At 67.0% G+C, this 17,401-nt stretch carries 16 protein-coding genes and 1 pseudogene; 7 read left to right on the top strand and 10 right to left on the bottom strand.

All coding sequences use genetic code 11. From position 1 onward, the window contains the following. Nucleotides 1-252: 252 nt before the first annotated feature. Nucleotides 253-894, bottom strand: coding sequence for a thioredoxin family protein (locus tag J2Y55_RS26375; RefSeq protein ID WP_310159349.1), 642 nt, complete (start codon nucleotides 892-894; stop codon nucleotides 253-255). A 28-nt stretch (nucleotides 895-922) separates the two neighbouring features. Further along, nucleotides 923-3,103 (bottom strand): protein-disulfide reductase DsbD family protein, encoded by a 2,181-nt coding sequence (locus tag J2Y55_RS26370; protein ID WP_310159347.1) that lies wholly within the window; start codon nucleotides 3,101-3,103, stop codon nucleotides 923-925. A 225-nt stretch (nucleotides 3,104-3,328) separates the two neighbouring features. Here J2Y55_RS26370 and J2Y55_RS26365 point away from each other — a divergent pair. Next, nucleotides 3,329-4,180: pseudogene (locus tag J2Y55_RS26365) on the top strand (SDR family NAD(P)-dependent oxidoreductase). Nucleotides 4,181-4,184: 4 nt separating this feature from the next. Here J2Y55_RS26365 and J2Y55_RS26360 read toward each other — a convergent pair. Genes J2Y55_RS26360 through J2Y55_RS26350 form a run of 3 tightly spaced genes read right to left on the bottom strand, consistent with a single transcriptional unit; the run spans nucleotide 4,185 to nucleotide 6,720 of the window. Further along, nucleotides 4,185-4,949, bottom strand: coding sequence for an ABC transporter ATP-binding protein (locus tag J2Y55_RS26360; protein ID WP_310159345.1), 765 nt, complete (start codon nucleotides 4,947-4,949; stop codon nucleotides 4,185-4,187). Continuing rightward, a complete protein-coding gene (locus tag J2Y55_RS26355) occupies nucleotides 4,937-5,689 on the bottom strand; it encodes an ABC transporter permease (protein WP_310159343.1) in 753 nt (250 codons plus the stop codon). The genes J2Y55_RS26360 and J2Y55_RS26355 overlap by 13 nt, the downstream gene beginning before the upstream one ends. Nucleotides 5,690-5,694: 5 nt before the next feature. Beyond that, nucleotides 5,695-6,720 (bottom strand): ABC transporter substrate-binding protein, encoded by a 1,026-nt coding sequence (locus tag J2Y55_RS26350; protein WP_310159341.1) that lies wholly within the window; start codon nucleotides 6,718-6,720, stop codon nucleotides 5,695-5,697. A gap of 161 nt (nucleotides 6,721-6,881) precedes the next feature. Between J2Y55_RS26350 and J2Y55_RS26345 the strand changes: the two genes are divergently transcribed. Further along, a complete protein-coding gene (locus J2Y55_RS26345) occupies nucleotides 6,882-7,349 on the top strand; it encodes an Lrp/AsnC family transcriptional regulator (RefSeq protein ID WP_092170895.1) in 468 nt (155 codons plus the stop codon). 150 nt (nucleotides 7,350-7,499) lie between these two features. Here the strand turns inward: J2Y55_RS26345 and J2Y55_RS26340 are convergent, their stop codons facing one another. The 5 genes from J2Y55_RS26340 to J2Y55_RS26320 all read right to left on the bottom strand — a co-directional run bounded on the left by J2Y55_RS26340 (nucleotide 7,500) and on the right by J2Y55_RS26320 (nucleotide 12,721). Further along, on the bottom strand, nucleotides 7,500-8,255 hold the full coding sequence (locus tag J2Y55_RS26340) for an SDR family NAD(P)-dependent oxidoreductase (RefSeq protein WP_310159338.1): 756 nt from the start codon (nucleotides 8,253-8,255) through the stop codon (nucleotides 7,500-7,502). Continuing rightward, a complete protein-coding gene (locus tag J2Y55_RS26335; protein WP_310159337.1) occupies nucleotides 8,228-9,271 on the bottom strand; it encodes a ketopantoate reductase family protein in 1,044 nt (347 codons plus the stop codon). The genes J2Y55_RS26340 and J2Y55_RS26335 overlap by 28 nt, the downstream gene beginning before the upstream one ends. Further along, nucleotides 9,268-10,218 carry an isoaspartyl peptidase/L-asparaginase family protein gene (locus J2Y55_RS26330; RefSeq protein ID WP_310159336.1) on the bottom strand — a complete coding sequence of 317 codons (951 nt, stop codon included), beginning with the start codon at nucleotides 10,216-10,218 and terminating at the stop codon, nucleotides 9,268-9,270. Before J2Y55_RS26330 ends, J2Y55_RS26335 begins: the two co-directional genes overlap by 4 nt. A 214-nt stretch (nucleotides 10,219-10,432) precedes the next feature. After that, on the bottom strand, nucleotides 10,433-12,025 hold the full coding sequence (locus J2Y55_RS26325; RefSeq protein ID WP_310159335.1) for an ABC transporter substrate-binding protein: 1,593 nt from the start codon (nucleotides 12,023-12,025) through the stop codon (nucleotides 10,433-10,435). A gap of 153 nt (nucleotides 12,026-12,178) precedes the next feature. Beyond that, entirely contained in the window at nucleotides 12,179-12,721 is a 543-nt protein-coding gene (locus tag J2Y55_RS26320) for a MarR family winged helix-turn-helix transcriptional regulator (RefSeq protein WP_310159333.1), read from the bottom strand. A 108-nt stretch (nucleotides 12,722-12,829) separates the two neighbouring features. Between J2Y55_RS26320 and J2Y55_RS26315 the strand changes: the two genes are divergently transcribed. From J2Y55_RS26315 to J2Y55_RS26295, 5 genes are read left to right on the top strand one after another with little or no spacing between them, the layout of a single operon-like run. Next, the gene (locus J2Y55_RS26315) at nucleotides 12,830-13,531 is read left to right on the top strand and encodes a creatininase family protein (RefSeq protein WP_310159332.1); all 702 of its coding nucleotides are present in this window, start codon (nucleotides 12,830-12,832) and stop codon (nucleotides 13,529-13,531) included. Nucleotides 13,532-13,553: 22 nt separating this feature from the next. Further along, nucleotides 13,554-14,525 carry an ABC transporter permease gene (locus J2Y55_RS26310; protein ID WP_092170915.1) on the top strand — a complete coding sequence of 324 codons (972 nt, stop codon included), beginning with the start codon at nucleotides 13,554-13,556 and terminating at the stop codon, nucleotides 14,523-14,525. Beyond that, complete coding sequence (locus J2Y55_RS26305) at nucleotides 14,525-15,403, top strand: ABC transporter permease (RefSeq protein WP_310159330.1); 879 nt, start codon at nucleotides 14,525-14,527, stop codon at nucleotides 15,401-15,403. The genes J2Y55_RS26310 and J2Y55_RS26305 overlap by 1 nt, the downstream gene beginning before the upstream one ends. Then, a complete protein-coding gene (locus J2Y55_RS26300) occupies nucleotides 15,400-16,392 on the top strand; it encodes an ABC transporter ATP-binding protein (RefSeq protein ID WP_310159329.1) in 993 nt (330 codons plus the stop codon). Before J2Y55_RS26305 ends, J2Y55_RS26300 begins: the two co-directional genes overlap by 4 nt. After that, on the top strand, nucleotides 16,389-17,390 hold the full coding sequence (locus J2Y55_RS26295; RefSeq protein WP_310159326.1) for an ABC transporter ATP-binding protein: 1,002 nt from the start codon (nucleotides 16,389-16,391) through the stop codon (nucleotides 17,388-17,390). Before J2Y55_RS26300 ends, J2Y55_RS26295 begins: the two co-directional genes overlap by 4 nt. Nucleotides 17,391-17,401: the final 11 nt, after the last annotated feature.

Here is a 17,401-nt window from a genome sequence, read left to right as displayed (position 1 = left end):
CGGGCTCAACTCACCCAAGGGGGGATCGGGCTGACTTCCGCCTCAAACCTCGCCGGTACAAAACCGACTGGCAAATCAAAGATACAAGGGGGCGCCGTGAGCTTTCCGCCTGGCTGAACACGACGCTAACCGGATAGGGCACGGCGCCCCCTCATCCGCCCCTGCCGGGGCACCTTCTCCCGCCAGGGGAGAAGGGAAGAGGCGTTGCGCGGATCCGGTGCTTCCGGCCAAAGGCTCAGCGTCGAGCTTCCCTCAGCTCAGCGGCGCGTATTTGACCGCGCAGCCATAGGATTTGGTGGCCGCTTCGCTGACCGGCTTGCCGGCCTTCAGCTCGGCCACGGCCTGCCGGACGTAGCTCTTGGCGCCGTTGAGGCTCGCCGGGTTCGATGAGGGCTTGTCGTCGATCGCGCCCATATAGGCGAGCGTGCCCTTGGGATCGACGATGTACATATGCGGCGTCGTCGTCGCTCCGTAAGCGCGCGCCACCTTGCTGTTGGGGTCGAGCAGCACGGCGGCCGGCGCGGCATCGCGCTTCGCCGTCAGTTCCTTGGCCGCGGTGCCGTCGACATAGCCCTGCTCGCCCATAGGCGAGGACACGACCGAGAGCCAGACGATGCCCTCCTTGGCCATATCCTTCTGCAGCGTCTGCATGGTGGCGCTGTTGTAGTGCTTGCGGACATAGGGGCAGTCGGCATTGGTCCATTCCAGGATCACGGTCTTACCCGCAAATTCCGAGAGATTGCGCGTCTTGCCGTCAGCGTCGACGGCCTGGAAGGCAGGTGCGGGCTGGCCGACCTTTGCGGCGCCCTGCGCCAGGACGGAGCCCGCGCTCAGCGAAAGGCCGGCGAGAGCAAGGCCGACGATGAAACTCTGTCGGGACAGGCTGGCTTCCATGGGGTGTCTCCTTTTTCGGGGGGAACTCTCAGCGGGAGGCGGTCTTCATCTCCTTGCCGGCGGCACGGCGCGCAGCCGTGACCAGCATATCGGGCGTCAGCAATTGCGGCAGGATCTCGGGCTGCGCATCCTTCTTGCCGGGATAGAACAGATAGAGCGGCACGCCGGCGCGGCCCTGTTCGGCCAGCGCCTGAGCGATCGCGGAATTGCGATTGGTCCAGTCGGCCTTGAGGGAGGCGACCTTCAATTCGGCGAAGGCGTCCTTGACCTCCTGCCGCGACAGCGCGACGCGCTCATTCGCCAGGCAGGTGATGCACCAGGCCGCGGTGAAATTGACGAAGACGGGTTTGCCCTCGGCCTGCAGGCCTGCGACGCGCTCGGGTGTCCAGGCCTGGATATCGCCGGCGCGCGCCTCGTTGGTGGCGCTGGGTACGGCGCTCTGCAGCACGAACCAGCCGGCGCCAAGCGCAACCAGCGCGGCAAGGCCCGAAGCGGCCAGGCGCACCGCGCCCGCGCCGCGCGTGACGCCGACGAGCCAGACGATGAAGCCCGCGGCCAGCACCGCGATCAGCGCCGCCAGGACGCCACCGGGGCCGGCCTGCACCGAAGCGACCCAGACCAGCCAGATCGCGGTCGCAAACATCGGAAAGGCGAAAGCCTGCTTCAGGACCACCATCCAGCGGCCGGGCCTGGGCAGCAGGCGCAACAGGCCGGGCGCGAAGGAGAGCGCCAGGACCGGCAAAGCGAAGCCGAGCGCCAGCGCCAGGAAGACGGCGAGGCCCATGACAGGCGGCTGCGTCACCGCATAGCCCACCGCCGCGCCCATGAAGGGGGCCGTACAGGGTGTCGCGACCACCACCGCGAGCGCGCCGGTCATGAAAGCGCCCAGGCGGCCGCCCCGGCTGGCGAGGTCCTGGCCCACGCCTCCAGCGGAGGTTCCGACCTCGAAGGCGCCCAGCAGGTTGAAGCCGATCAGCGTCATGATGACGGCAAGCCCGATGACCAGGGGCGGCGATTGCAATTGGAACCCCCAGCCGATGCTGGAGCCGAGCGCCGCGAAGCCGACGACGATGCCGGCCAGGATCATAAAGGTCACGACCACGCCGCTGAGGAAGAGCACGCCCTGCTCGCGAACCGCGTCGCGATGCGCCCGCGCCAATTGCGCAAAGCCGAGCGCCTTGATGAACAGCACCGGCAACACGCAGGGCATCAGGTTGAGGATCAAACCGCCGGCGAAGGCGAAGGCGAGCGCCGCCCAGAGCGTCAAATCGGCGCCCTCGACCGGAACCGGCAGCCGCACCACGGCCGGGCGCGGCGCAGCGCTTGCCCCCGTCGCGGCGGTCAGCAAAGCGGGCTCGGCCTCGACAGTCACTGCAAGAGCGCGCGGCAGGCCGCCTTCCCTAAAGGTGACGACGCCGGAGAGTTCCGCGTTCTCGAGCTTGAACGCGCTGGAGCGGGCAAGCTGCAGGCTCACGCCATCGGCGGCGGGCGTGGCGGGTTGCGGCGCGGCGTGCTCGATCAGCGTGTCGGAGAGCGGGAAGAAGCGGAGCTCGCTCGCCTGCGCCCCCAGGCCAGGCAGCGAGAGCGCGAGCCTGTCGCCATCGCCCGTCAACTTCGCCTTGAAGCCGGCGGGCTGCGGCAAGGCAGCCAGCGTGGCATCGATGCGCGACTGGGCGTTCTCATCGACGATCGCCGCCGCCTCGACCGGCAGGTCGAGCGTGAAGGCACCCTCCTCGGGAATGCAGATCTTCTCGCAGACAAGCCAGGTCGCATTGGCCTTCAGCGTCACCCGCTCGCCGGGCTTGGCGCTCTCGGGCACGGCGATCTCGACCGGCAATAGCAGCGTGCCCTCGAAGCCGAAATTGACCAGAGGCTCGACCGGGAGGGCCTTGGGCGCGGGCCAGCGGATCTCGCTCGCCGTCATGCCAGCCGGCAGAGCCCAGTCGATGCGCGTCGCCTCGCCGGAATCACCTGGGTTCTGCCAATAGGTGTGCCAGCCCCTGGCGATCTTCTGGACGAGCGCGACCTGGAAGCGCTCGCCGGGCTGGACGGCGTCGCGGCTCGACAGCAGCGTCGCCGTGACGCGCGGCGAACTGACGGGCGCCGACTCAGCCGCGATGGCGAGCGCCGGCGCGACCAGCGCGAGCGCCAACACGGCGTTGCGCAGGAAGCCTTGGCGCAGGAAGCTTTGTCGAAAATCTTGAGCCATGGGCTAGGTCGTCATCCTGTCCGGTTCGCTCCCCAAATGCCCGACTTTGCCGGGCAGAGCCAATGACAAGCCAGTGATGCCGGAGACTGTGATGCTGGGAGCGGATGATGCTTGGAGAAGGCGGTCATATTCAGGCAATCACGGAAACAGCGCACCGCGCCATGATGTCGCCGCCTGCGCTGCTTTAGCTGCGCGCCTGACACTCCGGAATGTCGAAAGCTGATCATGGCCACACTGCCTGCCGCCATCGCCCCCTCACATGTCGCCGTGGTCACGGGTGCGGCCTCGGGCATCGGCTTCGCCGCCGCCCGCGCCTTCGCGGGGCTGGGCATGAAGGTCGCCATCGCCGACCGTGACGCGGAAGGGCTCAAGGCGGCCGGCCAGGTGCTGGCGACGCTCGTCGGCGAGGAGAACGTGCTCGCCGTGCCCACCGACGTGGCGCGGCGCGAAGCGGTTCAGGCCCTGCATGAGCAAGTGACGGCCCGCTTCGGCGCCGTCCATGTGCTGATGAACAATGCCGGCATCCAGCCGGGCAGCGCGATGTTCGGGCCGATTGAGACCTGGGAGCGGATCCTCGCCGTCAATCTCGGCGGTATCGTCAACGGCACGCAGATCTTCGCGCCCGGCATGATCGCCGGCGGCGCGCCGGGCCTGATCATCAACACCGGCTCGAAGCAGGGCATCACCACGCCGCCCGGCGACCCCGCCTACAATGTCTCGAAAGCCGGCGTGAAGGCCTTCACCGAAGCCTTGCAGCATGAACTGCGCGGGACGGCGGGCTGCAAGGTCGGCGCCCATCTCCTGATCCCCGGCTTCGTCTACACGCCTCTCACGGCCTAGGGGCGCCTCGAGCAGCCGGCCGGGGCCTGGACGCCGGAGCAGACGGTCGACTTCATGCTGGAGCGACTGGGCGCGGGCGACTTCTACATTCTCTGCCCCGACAACGACACGCCGCGCGCGCTCGACGAGAAGCGCATGGCCTGGGCGATCGGCGACATCATCGAGAACCGCCCCCCGCTGTCGCGCTGGCACCCCGGCTTCGCCGAGGCGTTCAAGGCGCATGTCGAGGGAGAGTGAGCCCTTAGATCGCCGCGCCGTCTGCCACCGTATCCGCGCCCAGGCCCAATCGCACCGCGCGCACGATCTCGGCTTCGGCCGCCTCGCCGCGCTTGCGCGGGCGGGGCGCATTGATCCTGTGCTCGGCGATGATCTGGCCCGGCGCGCCGGAGAGGATGACGACGCGGTCGGCAAGATAGGCCGCCTCGTCGATGTCGTGGGTGACGAAGAGCACGGTTTTGCCGGTGCGCTGCCAGACGCGGATCAGTTCGTCCTGCAGGCTTTCGCGGGTCAATGCGTCGAGCGCCGAGAACGGCTCGTCCATCAGCAGGATCTCGGGCTCGACTGCGAGCGCGCGCGCCAGCGAGACGCGCTGGCGCTGGCCGCCGGAGAGCTGGTGCGGCCAGCGATTGGCCAGCGAACTCAAGCCCACGAGATCGAGCATCTCCTGCGCCTTGGCCTGTCGCTCGTGACGCGAGACCTGTCCTTCGAGCCCGAAGCCGACATTTGAGGCGACCTTGCGCCAGGGCAGCAGGCGCGAATCCTGGAAGACGAGCGAGACCGGCCGGCGGGTAGTATCCGCGGCATTGATCACGACCTCGCCGCCGCTGGGCCTGGCGAGGCCCGCGATGACGCGCAACAGCGTCGACTTGCCGACGCCGGACGGGCCGACGATCGCCAGGAACTCGCCGCGCGCGACCGAGAGATCGAGCTTGCGCAGCACCTCCGTCGCCTCGCCATCGCGGGTGAAGGTCAGCGAGAGGGCCTTGATGTCGATCACGCTTTCCATCGCAGCACCCATGTCTGGAAGGCGACGAAGAGGGTGTCGAGGAAGCCGTAGAGCCCCGCCATGGTCAGCATGTAGATCACCACGATATCGGTCGCGAGCAGGCTGGAGGCCTGCATCATGCGCTGGCCGACGCCGGCGACGCCAAAAATCTCGGCCGCGACGACCGCCATCCAGGCCTGGCCCAGCGCCGTGCGCACGCCGATGAGGATGCCGGGCATGGCAGCCGGCAGCAGGATCTTGGTCAGGCGCTGCCAGCTCGTGCGGAAGCCGAAGGCATCGGCGACCTCGATCAGATCGCGATCGACGCCGCGGATCGCGCCCTGGGCGGCGAAGAAAACGATCCAGAACACGCCGATCGCGATGATGAACACCGCGGCTGACGGGTTCACCCCAAACCAGATGATGGCAAAGGGCACCCAGGCGAGGCCGGGAATAGGCCGCAGCAGGCGCACCACCCAGGCCGTGGCTTCTTCAGCGATACGCGACATGCCGACGAGCACGCCGAGCGCCGCGCCGAGCACCGAGCCGGTGATCAGGCCGGTGAAGTAATGGCCCAGTGAACCGAGGATCGCGGCAAGCCAGGCGCCCGAGGTGACCTCACGCCAAAACGCCTTCGGCAAGGCGCTCGGGCCCGGCAGGAAGGCCGGGTTCACGAGGCCGAAGAAGGGGATCGCCTCCCAAAGCAGCAGGAAGGCGACGAGGCCCGCAAGGGCTAGGGCCGGAGCCCGAAGGGATTGCAAGGATGTCAGCCGCCCGTCTTGATCGCGCGCTCGTAGTACTGCGTCTCGAACAAGCCGTCGAACGGCAATTCCTTATCGAGCGAACCGAGCTTGACCTGATAGGCCTGCATGACGCGGGACGGCTCGATGATCTTGCGCGGATCGATCTCGAAGGTGCTCGCCGGCGAGGTCAGCGCCTTGCGGATCAATTCGGGATCGACGATGCCCTTGCCGAGCGCGGCCCCGACATGAGGCGCGGCCTTGTCGGGGTTCTTGGCGATGAGATCGGCGGCGCGCACCAGGCTGTTGACCAGCTTCTGCACGACCTCCGGGTTCTTGGTGACGAAGGCTCCCGAGCCCGCCACCACCGTGCCGGGCTGGCCGGGGAAGAGCTCCTGCCCGCCCGCGATCAGCTTGATGCCGGGGTTGCGGGTCTGGATGATGGTCAGCGCCGGCTCGCGCACGATCGCGCCCTCGACGGCCGCCGCCAGCACCGCCTGCTGGGTCGCGTCGATACCCATCGGCACGATCTCGACATCGGCCTTGTCGGCCTTGGCGACCTCCCAGAGCCAGTATTGCAGCGTGGTGTTGGGAACCGATCCCGCAGGTTGGGTGGCGAGGCGCGCGGCCTTGCCGGTCGCGGCCTTATAGGCCTTGAAGGCGGCCGCCGCCGTGGCGCCCGGCGTGAAGAATTTCGTCAGCGTGGGCGCGGCGACGAAGACGTTCTCCGCGACCGCCGTGGCAGCCACGACGCGGACATCGACGCCGCGCGAGCGCGCCACCGCCAGCGGCGCGATGCCGGCGACGTAGAAATCGATCGTGCCCGAGGCGAAGGCCTGGATCATGTTCGGGCCGGATTCGAACACCGTGAAGCTGGCATTGAGGCCGGCCTCCTTGAGCCAGCCCTCGCCATTGGCGACGAAGACAGGAGCCGTGCCGATGACCGGGATATAGCCGATGCGGGCGGTGACAGCGCCCTGGGCGCGCGCACCGGCGAAGGGTGCGGCGGCGAGCAGCGCGGAACCGGCGAGCAGGAACTGGCGGCGATCCATCGATCAAATCCTTCGTGAAAGCAGTGCCGGAAACGCACCCATTGACAGATTGAGAAAAGGATTTTCTATCTGAAAACAAGACTGAAGCCTCAAAAAGATAATTAATCTCAATTTGTGGCACTCTACAGATATAATCATCTCCTCACGGACGGAATACGAGAATGGATGCGATCGACCGAAAAATCCTCACCGTCCTGCAAGGGGACGCCAACATCTCGATCGCGGAACTCGCCGACCGTGTCGGGCTGTCGCAGACGCCGTGCTGGAAGCGCATCCAGCGCCTGGAGCAGTCCGGCGTGATCGTGAAACGCGTCGCGCTGGTCGCGCCCGAGAAGATCGGGCTTGGGCTCACCGTCTTCGTCCAGATCGAGACCGCCGACCATTCCGGGCCGTGGCTGGAGAAGTTCGCGCAGATGGTCGCGTCGATGCCGGAGGTGATGGAGTTCTACCGCATGGCCGGCGATGTCGACTACATGCTGCGCGTCGTCGTCGCCGACATGGCGGCCTATGACGGCTTCTACAAGAAGCTGATCGAGACGATCCCGTTGAAGAACGTGACCTCGCGCTTCGCCATGGAGCGGATCAAGTCGACGACGGCCTATCGCGTGCCGGACCTGCCTAAGGCTTGAGCGCGATTTACCCCTACGCCGTCATTCCGGGCGCAGCGAAGCGGAGGCCCGGAATCCATCGTAGAGTGCATCGCCCTTCGATGGATTCCGGATCGGCGCCGCTACGCGGCTTGTCCGGAATGACAGCGGGAGACGACGCAACAGCACGCCCTAAGACCGCCCGCCATCCACGGACAGCACCTGCCCGGTGATCCAGCCGGCCTGCTCGCTGAGAAAGAACAGCGTCGCCGCCGCGATGTCGGCGGGCGTGCCGAGGCGGCGGGTGTGGATGCCCTCGACCAGGCGCTTCTGCCCCTCCGGGCCATAGCTCTCCCATTGCCGCTCGGTCGCCGGGTTGGAGCGCACAAAGCCCGGCGCGACCGAGTTCACGGTGATGCCATGAGGGCCGAACTCCCAGGCGAGTTGCTTGGTCAAACCCACCAGCGCATGCTTGGCGCTGGCATAGGCCTGGATGCCGGTGAGGCTCGGCCGCAGGCCCGCGCCCGACGAGATCGTGACGATGCGGCCATAGCCGGACTGCCGCATCACCGGGGCGGCGGCCTGAGCGAGAAAGAAGGCAGCGTCGACATTGGCGGCGAAGATCACGCGCCAATCGGCCTCGGAAATCGCCTCGATCGGCCGGCCGACCTGCCCGCGCACGCCACCGGCAGCATGGACCATGAGATCGAGCTTGCCGCTTTTCGCGACGATCTCGGCTATCAGCGCGCTCGCCGCCTCGGGCGTACCAAGATCGACCGCATGCGGCGTCGCGCCGAACGCCTTGGCTGTCTCGGCCACGCCCGCAGCGTCGATATCGGCAAGGTGTACGGTCGCACCGGCCTCGGCCAGCGCCGTGGCGATGGCCCGGCCAATGCCCTGGGCTGCGCCAGTGACGAGGGCTACGCGATTGTCGAAGCGGATTTGCATTGGTCGAGCAGGACTTTCAGCGTGGCGAAGGAGAGCGGGCGCTTGCCGTCCTCGATCTCATGGATGAGCGAAACCAGCGTGATCAGCGCCGGGGTGGCGACGCCCGCCTCGCGGCCCAGCGTCGCAATGATGCCGATTTGCGGATCGACCTCGGTCTTGCGCTTGCGCACGGCCAGATCGCGCCAAATGCCGGAATGGGTTTTCGCCGTCTTGGAGGTGTAGTCGGCGAGCCAGGCAATCGTCTCGATTTGCGGGCCTTCAGGCTGGCCTGGCGCAAAGACCATCGGATCGAACGCGCCGAAGCCGAGCGAGCGTACGCCGCGCGCAGCGGCGACCGCGCCGACCTCGCGACCGAGCGCGAGCCAGACCGGCAGGCGCTCGGGATCGGCGAAATTCGCCGACATCGATTCATCCGTCAGCGCCGTGCCGAACAACATCGCGCCATAGGCGAGCTTGCCCCAGAGCGAGCCCCAGATGTTGTCGGTCAAGACCGAATCCTGGTCGAAGAGCTTCAGCAACGCATGCATCTCGCGCAGGCGCGGCGTCATCGCCCCGTCGAGCTCGCCGACGACGACCGCGCCGCGATTGCCGTATAAAATCTCGCCCGGCCCATGCCAGTCCGCGCCGAAATTGACGAAGCAGCCCATGGTACGCGCCTCGCCGAGCTGGGCTGCGATCGTCAACTCGTTGAGGCCGTTCTGGGCCGAGAGCACGAAGCCGTCCGCCGCGAGATGCGGCTTCAGCGCCGCGACTGCGGCTTCGGTCGCACCAGCCTTCACCGCCAGCACGATGCGCTGATAGGTGCCGGTCAATTCGGCCGGCGTCACGGCCGGGACGATCTGGCGGAACGCCTCGATCGGCCCGGTGATCGCAAGGCCTGTCGTGCGGCAGGCCTCGACATGCTCAGGCACGATATCGACGAGGAGGACAGGGATGCCGGCGCGAGCCCAATAGGCGCCCAGCGTGCCGCCGATCGCGCCTGCGCCCCAGATCAGGATAGGTTCGGCTGTGCTCATGCCTGCCCCGCCATCTCGACGTCACCATGGGTCGCGACATGGACGAGCCCGTCGGGCGTGACCCAGCCGCGATACATGCCTTCGGAATTATAGGGCGCGACGATGGTGCCATCCGCATCGATGGCGACGAGGCCGGCGCCGATCTTGTGCGCCGTCAATTCGGCCAGGACCGTGTCGGTCGCCTGTTTCAGGCTCAGCCCCTTATAGGCGATCAGGGATGCGATCTCGTGGCCGACGCAATAGCGAATGAAATACTCGCCCTTGCCGGTGCCGGAGACGGCGCAGCGGCCGTCACGGGCATAGGTGCCAGCCCCGATGATGGGTGAATCGCCGACGCGCCCGACCGGCTTGTTGGTGTAGCCGCCGGTCGAGGTCGCGGCGGCGAGATGGCCGTGCACATCGCGCGCGACCGCGCCGACCGTGCCGTGCTTTTCCGCCTCGCTCGCCTCCGAGGCCGTGCCGACCAGTTCCCGGATCTTCATCGAGGAGAGGTTCTTGCGGCGGCGTTCGGTCGAGAAATGCTCGTTCTCGACCATGTCGAGGCCTTCATGGTCGGCGAAGGCGTCTCCGGCCGCGCCCGCCAGCAGCAGCGGATCGCCGCGCCGCATCAGGGCCTTGGCTGCGCTGACCGGGTTCTTGATGCGCTTGACGCCGCAGAGCGCGCCGGCCGCCAGCGTCTCTCCATCCATGATCGAAACGTCGAGCTCATGCTCGCCATCGGCATTGAAGGCAGCACCGTGGCCGGCATTGAAATGGGGCGAATCCTCCATCACGCGCACGGCCGCTTCGACGGCATCCACCGCCGTGCCGCCCCTGGCGAGGATCGCCCAGCCGGCGCGCAGCGAGGCCGCCAGATCGGCCCGGGCCTGCGCCCATTCGGCGTCGGTCATCTCGGCCTTGGGCAGCGTGCCGCAGCCGCCATGGATGGCGAGAGCGATGTTGGTCATCTGGTGGAACCTCGGCGGCAAACCCTTCTCCCCTCGAGGGAGAAGGTGGCAGCGCGTAGCGCTGACGGATGAGGGAAGAACGGATGAGGCAAGACTTCCCTCATCCGTCTGCTTCGCAGACACCTTCTCCCCCGCATGTCGGGTGTTCCCAACCTGCGCACGCTATGTCCGATCTCGGGCAAGCGCGAGATCGGTGGTGAGAAGGAAGAGATCCTCACTTCTTGGCGGGCTTGATGTCCATCGCCAGCGTGTCCTCGTCGATGCGCGTTGCGAGCGTCACCTTGTCCTTCTGCATCGCCCAGGCCGAGCCGACCGTGACGATCGGCAGGCGCGGCCGGTCCGTGGCGACCAGGGCATTGGCCTGCTGGAGGAAGGCCGAGCGCTTGGCTTCGTCCATCTCGATGGCGGCGTCCTCAATCAGCTTGTCCATGACCGGGTTGGAGTAGCCGGTGACGTTGAAGGCGCCGAGCCTCTTGGCCGGATCGTTGGTGTGGGCGACGGAGGAGAGCGTGTAGTTCGCCTCGCCGGTCAGCGTGCCCCAACCGGACATGCTGACCGCATAGTCGCCACGTGTCCGCGCCGGGAAGAAGACCGCGCTGGGCTGGGCATTGGCGCTGACATCGAGGCCGGCGCGCGCCAGCATCTGCGCGATCGAGGTGCCGACCTGGCGGTCACCCGGCAGACGATCGCTGGTGAAGGCGAACGCGAATTTGAAGCCGTTGGGATAGCCGGCCTCGGCAAGCAGCGCCTTGGCCTTGGCGAGATCGGGCTTGCGCGGCGGCAGGCTCTTGTTGAAGCCGAAGATCTCCGGCGTCATGAGCTGGTTCGCCGGTGCACCGAGGCCTTCCATCGCGATCTCGACGAGCGCCGGCCGATCGATGGCGAGGTCGACCGCCTCGCGAACCTTCGGGTCTGCGAAGGGGTTTTTCGGCAGAGCCGAACCATCCTTGGCGGTGACGCCGGGCGGATTGTCCTTCATCGACATCTCCATGTTGAAGACATAGATGGAGTCGATCGAGGACACCGTCAGCTTGGCGTCGCGCTTGAGGGTCGGCACGTCGGAGGCCGGCACGCGGACGATGAGGTCCACTTGCCCCGCCTTGAGCTGGGCGACGCGAGCGGCGTCATTGGGCAGTTCCTTGCGGACGACCCTGGCCCAGGGCTGCTTCTCGCCCCAGAAGCCGTCGAAGCGCTCGAGCACGAGCTGGTCCTTGGGCGTCCAGGAAACGAACTTGTAAGGTCCGGTGCCGATCGCCGCCTTGCCGCTGTTGAAGGCTTCGTTGGCGGTGTCCTTGGTGAGGCCGGCCGCGGCCTTGTGCGAGACGATGAAGAGACGGACGAAATCGTTCGGCAGGGTCGGCGCAGGCCCGTCCGTGGTGAGCTGGATCGTCAGCGGATCGATGATCTTGATCTGCTGGACGCGGCGGACATAAGGCGTCGTCGGGTTGGGGCCGGAGACGACCGCGACGCGCTCGATCGAGAATTTGACGTCCTCGGAGGTGAAGTCCGAGCCGTCATGGAATTTCACGCCCGGACGAAGCTTGAACTCCCAAACGTCGGAGGAGATCGCCTTCCAGCTCAAGGCGAGGCGTGGCTCGATCTGCAGCTTGTCGCCGGACCAGGTCAGCGTGTCGAAGACATGCTTCAATGCTTCCGCATGGGTGCCGGTCGCGGTGTAGGCCGGGTCGATCGATTCCGGGCCGGCGCGCACGCCGATGGTGAGGTTCTGGGCGAGGGCTGCGGTCGAAACCGACATGCCGAGCATGGCCGCGAGGCCGAGCGAGCGAAGGGAAAGGGAGAGCGTCATGATGGAAGTCCTCTGAGATCTGTCATGCCTTTTTCGAGCGGCGGCATGATCGGTTGATTCCACGCGATGGTTTTTCTCTAGTAAGCTCGGCGCGCGGTCGCGAAATGCCGCGCTGCGCCGGTTCTTTGGAAAGACGGTTCGGATGCCTCCGGGCTATGTCTGGTTATCGAGATCATTGGGCCAGGTCGGCGAGGCGATGACGAGCTTGTCCATCAATTCGCAGAGCTGGCGCTGCTCGGCTTCGCTGAGCCCTTCCAGCATGGTGGTCTGCTGCTGTACCATCACCGGCATGGTCTCCTCGAAGATGGCGCGCCCGGCCGTGGTCAGGCGCAGCACGAAGCTGCGCAGATCGTCGCGGTCGGTCTCGCGCTTGAGCAGGCGGCGGGTCAAAAGCTTCTGGATGGCGCGCGAGAGCGTGTTCTTGGGCAGGCCGGAAGAGGCCACGATGTTTTTGGCGGCCACGCCGTCCCGCAGGCCGACGGCGTAGAGCACGACGAATTCGGGCCGCACCAGGCCATAGCGTGTCTCGATCCAACGATAGACGGGGTCGTTGAAGCGGAAGGCGATGAAGTTCAGCCGGAAGGACAGCCAGCAGGGATTGTCCCAGAGCTTGGTGATGGTGAGCGGATCAAGGTCGCGCAACGCGGCCTCGCGCTCATGGTCGAGACGCGACAAAGCGGTCGGAGCGCGGCGCATGATCAGCTCCCTGATTTAGTTCCAAATGGAACTTGACGCTCCTGAAAGCGGGAGTCAAGGATGGCCCATCCATCGGATTTTGCCACACTTTTCTGCAAGGAACGGGCCGTGCGTATCGCACAGATGAACTGGATGCAGGTCGAGGCGCAAGCCAAGCGGGACGACCGCTGCGTCCTGCCGCTCGGCAGCGTCGAGCAGCACGCCTATCTGAGCCTGGCGACCGACGCGATCCTCTCCGAAAAAGTGGCTCAGGATGCGGCGGAGCCGCTCGACATCCCGGTCTTTCCCGTGCTCGCCTATGGCATGACGCCGGGCTTTGCCGCCTATCCCGGCACCGTCTCGCTGCGACTGAGCACGTATATTGCAGTGATGGAGGACATGCTCGAAGGATTCTACCGCTCCGGCTTCCGCCGCATCGTGCTGGTCAACGGCCATGGCGGCAATTCGCCGGCCATGACCTTGTGCACGGAGTGGATGGGCGTGAGGACCGATGCCAGCGTCAGAATGCACAATTGGTGGGCGGGGCCGCGTTTTCAGGCAGCGGTGAAGGCGATCGACACGGCGGCCTCGCATGCCTCCTGGATGGAGAACTTCCCCTGGACGCGGCTGGAAGGCGTGGCGCTGCCCGATGCTGCGAAACCGCCCTTCAATGCGGCGCTTTATCAGGCGGCCAATCCGGCCCGGAAGCGCGAGATCCTGGGCGACGGCAATTTCCACGGCCGCTACCAGCGCTCCGACGAGGAGATGCTGAGCCTGTGGCAGGTCGGCGTCGAGGAGACCCGCGCGGCGATGGTCGAGGACTGGCCGTGAGGCGACGCCACGGCGCCCGCCCATGCTAGGCCACATCATCGAGCGCGTGGTGCAGGCGCTCGCCGTCATGCTGGTCATGTCGGCGCTGGTCTTCGTCGGCGTCTACGCCATCGGCAACCCGATCGACGTGCTGATCGGCCCCGATGTCAGCCAGGACATCAGGCTCGAGACCATCGCCCGCTATGGGCTCGACCGACCACTCTGGGAGCAGTACTTCACCTTCCTCGGGCGCATCCTGCATGGTGATTTCGGCCGCTCCTTCGTCTTCGGCATGCCGGTGCTCGACCTGATCCTGTCGCGTCTGCCGGCGACCCTGGAATTGACGCTGCTGGCCGTCTGCGGCGCCGCGCTGATCGGCATTCCCGCAGGCATCTATGCCGGCTACCGGCCCGACGGCCTGCCCGCCAAGATCATCATGGCGGTCTCGATCCTGGGCTTCTCGGTGCCGACCTTCTGGATCGGCCTCGTGCTGATCATCGCCTTCGCGGTCGAATTGCAATGGCTGCCGGCCGGCGGTCGCGGCGACACGGCCTCGCTCTTCGGCATCGAATGGAGCTTCCTGACGCTGAACGGGCTCAGCCATCTCTTGCTGCCGGCGCTGAACCTCGCCTTCTTCAAACTCGCCTTGATGACGCGCCTCGCAAGGGCCGGCACGCGCGAGGTGATGCTGACCGACACGGTAAAATTCGCCCGCGCCGCCGGTCTCTCGGAATGGACCGTGCTGCGCCGGCATGTGCTGCGATTGATCGCAATCCCGATCGTCACGGTCTTCGGACTGGAATTCGCCTCGACGCTGGCTTTCGCCGTCGTCACCGAGACGATCTTCTCCTGGCCCGGCATCGGCAAGCTGATCATCGATTCGATCACCTCGCTCGACCGGCCGGTGATGGTCGCCTATCTCATGCTCGTCGCCTGCGTCTTCATCACCATCAACTTCCTGGTCGATCTCGCCTATGTCGGGCTCGATCCACGCCTGCGGAAGGCGCGCGCCTGATGAAGCCCGCCTCCCCGATCGCCCGCTTCTGGGCCGAGTTCCGCGAGAGCCGGGTCGCGCTCGCCGCACTCACCGTCGTGGTGCTGATGATCGGCGTCGCACTGCTCGCCCCGCTCGTCGCCCCGCAGGACCCCTATGACCTCGCCAATCTCGTGCTGATGGATGCGCGCAGGCCGCCGGGTTTCGTCGGTTCGGGCGGCTACACCCATATCCTGGGCACGGACGCGCAGGGACGCGACCTGTTCTCGGCCATCCTCTACGGCCTGCGCATCTCCTTGCAGATGGGTTTGATCGCCGGCTCCTGCGCCTTCGTAATCGGCGTCAGCCTGGGATTGGGCGCGGCCTATGTCGGCGGGCGCTGGGAGGCCTTCATCATGCGGGTGATCGACCTGCAGCTCGCCTTTCCCGCGATCCTGCTCGCGCTCGTGCTCTCGGCCCTGCTCGGCCAGGGCAAGGCGCAACTCATCACCGCGCTCACCGCCGCCCAATACGCCTATTTCGCCCGCACCGCCCATGGCGCAGCGGCGGCCGAACGCGGCAAGGACTATATCGAGGCGGCGCTCTCGACGCCGCTGCCGGGCTGGCAGGTCGTCTTCCGCCACATCCTGCCGAACTGCCTGCCACCCCTGATCGTGATCGCGACCGTGCAGGTCGCCAACGCCATCGCGCTCGAAGCCACATTGTCCTTTCTCGGCGTCGGACTTCCGGTCACCGAACCCTCGCTCGGCATGCTGATCTCGAACGGTTTCCAGTACATGCTGTCTGGCCGCTACTGGATCTCGATCTATCCCGGCATTGCGCTGATCGTGCTCATCGTCGCCATCAACCTCGTCGGCGACCAGATCCGCGACCAGGTCAATCCGAGGCTGAAGCGATGAGCGGTGGCGCGGCCACGGCGCCGCTGCTGGAGGTCGAGGACCTCGCGACGCATTTCTTCACCCGCGCCGGGGTGGTGAAGGCGGTCGACGGCGTTTCCTTTCGCCTGAGCAAGGGCGAGGTCATGGGCCTCGTCGGCGAGTCCGGCTCGGGCAAGAGCGTCACCGGCTTCTCGCTGCTGGGCCTGGTCGATCCGCCCGGCCGCATCGCCTCGGGCGCCGTGCGCTTCGAGGGACAGGACCTGGTTTCGATGCGCCCCTCGCAACTGCGGCGGTTGCGGGGCAAGCGCATCGCCATGGTCTTCCAGGACCCGGCGACGACGCTGAACCCGGTCATCACCATCGGCGAGCAGATGCGCATGGCCTTGGAAGCCCATGGCGTGACCGGCGAGCAGGCGACGCGCACGCGCAGCGTCGCCGTGCTGACCCGCGTCGGAATTCCCGACGCCGCGCGCCGCCTGGGCGCCTATCCGCACGAGTTCTCCGGCGGCATGCGCCAGCGCGTCGCGATCGCGATCGCGCTGCTGCACGACCCTGCCTTGCTGATCGCCGACGAGCCGACGACGGCTCTCGACGTCTCGATCCAGGCGCAGATCCTGGCCGAGATGAAGGCGCTCGTCGCCGATCTCGGCATGGCGCTGATCTGGATCAGCCACGACCTCGCCACCGTCTCCTCGCTCGCCGACAAGATCGCGGTGATGTATGCCGGGCGCATCGTCGAGGCCGGCCCGACGGCCGCCGTGCTGCGCAATCCGCGCCACCCCTATACGCGCGGGCTGCTGGATTCCCTGCCGGCGCGGGCCGAGCCCGGCCGCGATCTGGTGCAGATTCCGGGCTCCACGCCCTCGCTGCTCTCGCTGCCGCCGGGCTGCGCATTCGCACCGCGCTGTCCGCGCGCCGACGCCGCCTGCCAGGTGATGCCGGAACTGGTGACGGAACGCCTGCGCCAGCATCGCTGCCACCATCCGCTCGGGCTGGAGGTCGCGATATGACCGATGCCTTCCTCAACATCGAGAACGTCTCGCGCCGGTTCGCGCCGCGCGTCTCCTTCGGCGACAGGATCGCGGCCAAGCTTGGCCAGAAGGTCGACACCCGCATCACCCACGCCGTCGACGGCGTCTCCCTGACCGTCGCCAAGGGCGAGGCGCTCGGGCTCGTCGGGGAATCCGGTTGCGGCAAGTCCACGCTCGGCCGCGTCGTCGCAGGCATCCTGGCGCCGAGCGCGGGTGCGACCTCGGTTGCCGGCGAGCCGGTGATGTCGGGCGGGCGCAAGACGACGACGCGCGTCCAGATGATCTTCCAGGACCCCTACGCCTCGCTCGATCCGCGCATGCAGGTCGGCGACACGATTGCGGAAGGCCCGCTCGCGCATGGCCTGACGACGAAGGCGCAGGCGCGCGACTATGTCGGCAAATGGCTCACGACGGTGGGGCTCGATCCAGCCTTCGCTTCGCGCTACCCGCACCAGTTCTCGGGCGGCCAGCGCCAGCGCATCGCGATCGCGCGTGCGCTGGCGATGCAGCCCGACATGCTGGTCTGCGACGAGCCGGTCGCCTCGCTCGACGTCTCGATCCAGGCGCAGATCATCAATCTGTTCCTGAAGCTGCGCCGCGAACTCAACCTCACCATGCTGTTCATCAGCCACGATCTCGGCGTGGTGCGCCATCTCTGCGACCGCGTCGCGATCATGTATCTCGGCCGCATCGTCGAACTTGGCGAGACGCAGGCAGTCTACGCCGCCCCGCAGCATCCCTATACCCAGGCGCTGCTCGACAGCGTGCCCAAGCTCGTGCTCGATGACGGCGTCACGACGTCGTTCAAGCCGATCGCCGGCGAATTGCCCTCGCCGCTCTCGCCGCCGGCGGGCTGCCATTTCCATTTGCGCTGTCCGCTCGCGGCGGAGCGCTGCCGCCAGGAGCGGCCGCTGCTGCGCGAGGTCGGCGCGGCCCGCCTCAGCGCCTGTCATTTCGCGCCTTTCGCCCCCGCCTGAAGGAGCCTGCC

The organism is Allobosea sp. BE125, assembly GCF_031456075.1.
GTDB lineage: Bacteria > Pseudomonadota > Alphaproteobacteria > Rhizobiales > Beijerinckiaceae > Allobosea.
This window is presented reverse-complemented; position numbering and strand designations above follow the sequence as displayed.